Origin of the sequence: Streptomyces sp. P17 (genome assembly GCF_032436805.1) — a bacterium.
Classification (GTDB): Bacteria; Actinomycetota; Actinomycetes; order Streptomycetales; family Streptomycetaceae; genus Streptomyces.
In genome coordinates this window covers 1-281 of record NZ_JAVRBF010000655.1, presented here as the reverse complement: position 1 = coordinate 281, position 281 = coordinate 1, and the positions used below count along the sequence as shown (strand labels likewise).

Sequence of the window (281 nt, the reverse complement as noted above, 5' to 3'; positions counted from 1 at the left end):
GCGCGGTCATTACGGCGCTTCTGTTCCAGCTCGGCCAGTTCCTGATCGGCACCTATATCGGGTCCACCGGCCTCGGTGCGTCATACGGTGCGGCCGGCGGGCTCATTGTTATGCTGGCCTGGGTGTACTATTCCGCCCAGGTTTTCTTGCTGGGAGCAGAGTTCACCAAGGTTTACGCCTGCCAATTCGGCAGCCAGAAAAGCGGCATTTGCAACGCGCCGCCGGGCGACCAAACCTGAACACTTCAGAGGTAGCGACGCGTGAGATTACGATAAAGAAGC

At 59.1% G+C, this 281-nt stretch carries 1 protein-coding gene; it reads left to right on the top strand.

All coding sequences use genetic code 11. From position 1 onward, the window contains the following. A partial coding sequence (locus RMT89_RS42465; RefSeq protein ID WP_315889103.1) for a YhjD/YihY/BrkB family envelope integrity protein occupies positions 1-239 on the top strand: 239 nt, incomplete at its 5' end. Between the last annotated feature and the right edge of the window lie 42 nt (positions 240-281).